Here is a 4070-nt window from a genome sequence, read left to right as displayed (position 1 = left end):
CCCCACATCGGCGTCGACGATCCTGTCGCGAACGGACAGCGCCTGCTGCACGAACAGCGCCAGCACCTCCTGTTCGAGGTTGCGGTCGCCCATCGTCTGACGCGCCAGATGCGCCAAGTCCACCGGCCGCGACCCGGCCGCCGTTCCCGATACGTCGCCGCCGGGCATCGAGAAGGCAATGCCGTTTTCGCCACGCATGATTCTGCAACTCCGTTCATTCAGCCGCAAAAACTAGGCCCATCCTGTGGATGACGGGTTAATGATTGGCCCAAAAAATGTTGCGATAACGGCGCCGGAATCACAGTTTTGTTAACCTTATATTTAAAGTTTTACGTATCGCGCCGAATGCATGTTTTCTTTACCCCGGTGTGTCATTACGATACGACAGGTCCATTTTCAGCCTCTTGCGTGGGACACGACAAGCAGAATCAATAAGTCCCGCGGCAGCTTGTACAGGGTAGCGAAGGCATGGCGAAGAAAACAACGACGAGAACGCTCGACAACGACGTAGCCAGGGAACTCGAAAAAGCACTTGAAATCGATCTGAGCGGCGATGCCGGCGGCGACCTCGACATCGCAGCGTCGATGGAAGATCTGGAAGCGCAGATATCGCAGGCTGCCGACGAGTTGGCACGCGAAGGCCGTAACCAGAATGCCGAGCCTGTCGCCAGCCAGAGCGAGAATGCCGAGCCCGTCGCCAGCCAGAGCCAGAAGACGGAGCCTGCCGCCAACCAGGACCAAAAAGCCCAGGACCAGAAAACAATACCCGCGGCAAAGGCTGAACTGCGCCCTGTGGAAACGCGCAATGGCACGCAGCCGGCCGGCTTCACGCCGGCCAATGACCCTCGTCAAAAAGATTACAAAACGCTGCTGCATACCCTCAATCGGCGTGCCTCGAACACGATCTACTGGGTCGTGGCGCTCGTTTCGCTTGCCTGGATCGCGGGCGCCGGTGCATTGGCCAACTTGCTGTTTGGGCCAGGCATTTGGCAAATCCGCACGCCCGGCCAGTTTTTCGCCCGTCCCGAACTGATCGGCCTGGCGATCGCTGCGATCCTGCCCGTGCTGCTGTTTTGGGCGTTTGCAGCCATGATTCGCCGCGCGCAGGAGATGCGCATCGCGGCTCAGTCGATGACGGAAGTGGCCTTCCGCCTGACCGAGCCGGAAAACATTGCCCAGGATCGCGTCATGATGATCGGGCAAGCCGTCCGCCGCGAGGTGGCGGCCATGGGTGAAGGCATTGAGCGCACGCTTGCGCGTGCCGTCGAGCTCGAAACCCTGGTCCACAGCGAGGTGAACCAGATCGAACGCTCCTACTCGGAGAATGAATCCCGCATCCGCTCGCTTGTCGACGGGCTGGGCAGCGAGCGCGAAGCGGTGGTCACCCACGCCGAACGCGTGCGCGCCTCGATCACCGGCGCGCATGAGACGCTGAAGGACGAAATCGGGGCGGCCAGCGACATCATTCGCGACAGCATTCTCAACGCCTCGACCAACCTGTCGATGACCATAACCAATTCCGGCGACACCCTGATCGACAGGATCAACCAAAGCTCGTTGTCGATCTTCGATTCGGTGGAAGGCCGGCTCGAATCGATCACGGACCGGCTGTCGACCTCCGGCGAAGCCTTCGCCAGCCTTCTCGATACGCGCATCGCCAAGCTGACGGACACGACCGACGGCCTCACCCGGTCGCTGACCGACCTGCTCGACGATCGGACCTCCGGCATGGTGTCGTTGCTCGGCGGCGCCGCGCGTACGCTCAACTCCGAATTTGAAGCCAGCCTTGACGGCATCGAGCGGACGCTGGCCGAACGCGGCCAGGCGCTGATTAGTGAATTTCAGACCCGCGCCGAAGCGCTGGACACCGGCACCCAGAAGCTCAACGCCGCGCTCGAGGCTCGCGCACGCCAGATCAACGAGACGCTGGTCGAGCGCGCGCGCGAAATCGCCCATACCTTCCAGGAGAGCAAGGAGACGCTGTCGGCGATGATCGATCAGGGCAAGACCCAGATCGGCGCCGACATGGCCGACATTGTTTCGTCGACTTCGTCCATGCTTGAAGCACGCGCAGGCGATTTCGCAGGGCGCATGGAAGCGGCCCGTCATGTGGTGTCGCGCTCCTTCGACGCCGACATCCAGCGGCTTTCCGATGCCCGCGTCGGCATCGAAGAAGCCGTCGAGAACCACAGCCGCAAGCTTTCCGAAAGCCGCGAACGCATGGCGGCGGCAATGCAGGCCGATCTTGCGAAATTCGCCGAAAGCCGCGCCGGCATCGACGCGGCTGTCACCGACCAGGTGCAGAAGCTCGCCGAAGGCCGCAACCTGATCTCGCGCGCCCTCGAAGAGGATCTGCGCAAGGTCAACGAGTCAAGCGCCGCCATCGATGCTTCGCTCGGCAGCCATCTCGAAAGGCTCGAAGAGGGCCGCAACAGGCTTTCCCAAGCCTTGAACGAAGACTCCGGAAAACTTGTACAAGCCCGTACGATCATTGACGAAATGGTTGCCGGCCATGTTGGCAAGCTCGCCGAAGGCCGCAGCATTCTTTCACGCGCCCTCGAGGCCGATCTCGGCAAGCTGGCCGACAGTCGCGCCAGCATCGACGGCCTGGTCGCCGGTCAGGTCGAGAAGATCGCCGAAGGTCGCGCCATACTTGCCAAGGCATTGGAAACCGACATTGTCGGCATCAAGGATCTCATCCAGAGCCATTCCGCCAAACTGGCGGAGGACCGCAGCCTGCTTTCGCGCTCGCTCGAAAACGACCTGTCCGGTATCCGAGGCCTGATCGAGGACCATTCGGGCAGGCTCGCCGACGATCGCAGCCTGCTTTCGCAAACGCTCGAGGCAGACCTCGCCAAATTGGCGGAAAGCCGGTCGAGCATCGACGGGCTGGTCGCCGGTCAGGTCGAGAAGCTGGCCGAAGGCCGCGACATCCTTAAGCGCGCGCTGGAGTCCGATCTCAACACGATCAAGGACGTCATATCAGGCCAGTCCGAAAAGCTGGCGGAAGACCGTGGTCAGCTTTCGAAGGCGTTGGAAACGGACCTGCACAGCGTGAATGGCCTTATCTCCGATCACATGAACAGGCTCGCCGAGGACCGTTCAGTCCTGTCGAAGGCACTCGAAGACGACCTCGCCAAACTGGCTGAAAGCCGGTCGAGCATCGATGGTCTGGTTACCGGCCAGGTCGAGAAGCTGGCCGAAGGCCGCGACATTCTCAAGCGCGCGCTGGAGTCCGATCTCAACACGATCAAGGACGTCATAGCAGGCCAGTCCGAAAAGCTGGCGGGAGACCGTGGCCAGCTCTCGAAGGCGTTGGAAATCGACCTGCAGAGCGTGAACGGGCTTATCTCTGATCACATGAACAGGCTCGCCGGGGACCGTTCAATCCTGTCGAAGGCACTCGAAGACGACCTCGCCAAGCTGGCCGAAAGCCGGTCGAGCATCGATGGTCTGGTCACCGGCCAGGTCGAGAAGCTGGCCGAGGGTCGCGACATTCTCAAACGCGCGCTGGAATCCGATCTCAACACGATCAGGAGCGTTATCGCAGACCAGTCCGAAAAGCTGGCGGAAGACCGCTCGACCCTGTCCAAGGCGCTCGAAGGCGACCTCGCCAAGCTGGCGGAAAGCCGGTCGAGCATCGACGGGCTGGTTGCCGGCCAAGTCGAAAAGCTGGCCGAAGGCCGCGACATTCTCAGACGTGCGCTGGAAGCAGACCTCAATACCATCAAGGGAGTCGTCGCCGACCAGTCGCAGCAGCTGGCCGACAATCGCGCTCAGTTTGCGCAGGCGCTGGAAGCCGATCTCGGCAGCGTCAACGGTCTCGTAAACAGCCACGCCGAGAAGCTCATCCAGGACCGCTCGATCCTGTCCAAGGCGCTTGAAGACGACCTCGCCAAACTGGCTGAAAGCCGGTCGAGCATCGACGGGCTGGTTGCCGGCCAGGTCGAGAAACTGGCCGAAGGCCGTGACATTCTCAGACGTGCACTGGAAGCAGACCTGCAGAAAATTGCGGCGAGCCGCAGCGAGGTGGACGACATCATCGCCGGGCATGTCGGCAAGCTGGCCGA

General features: G+C 61.6%; 2 pseudogenes. One reads left to right on the top strand and one right to left on the bottom strand.

The features are described 5' to 3' along the window. Positions 1 to 198 (bottom strand): annotated as a pseudogene (locus tag EOA86_RS25195) (histidine kinase); the annotation flags it as partial. 270 nt (positions 199 to 468) lie between these two features. On the opposite strand from EOA86_RS25195, the pseudogene EOA86_RS25190 reads away from it, so the two are divergent. After that, positions 469 to 4070, top strand: a pseudogene (locus EOA86_RS25190) (kinesin); the annotation flags it as partial.

It is taken from the genome of Mesorhizobium sp. M5C.F.Ca.IN.020.32.2.1, from assembly GCF_004023105.1.
Taxonomy (GTDB): Bacteria; Pseudomonadota; Alphaproteobacteria; order Rhizobiales; family Rhizobiaceae; genus Mesorhizobium; species Mesorhizobium wenxiniae.
This window is presented reverse-complemented; position numbering and strand designations above follow the sequence as displayed.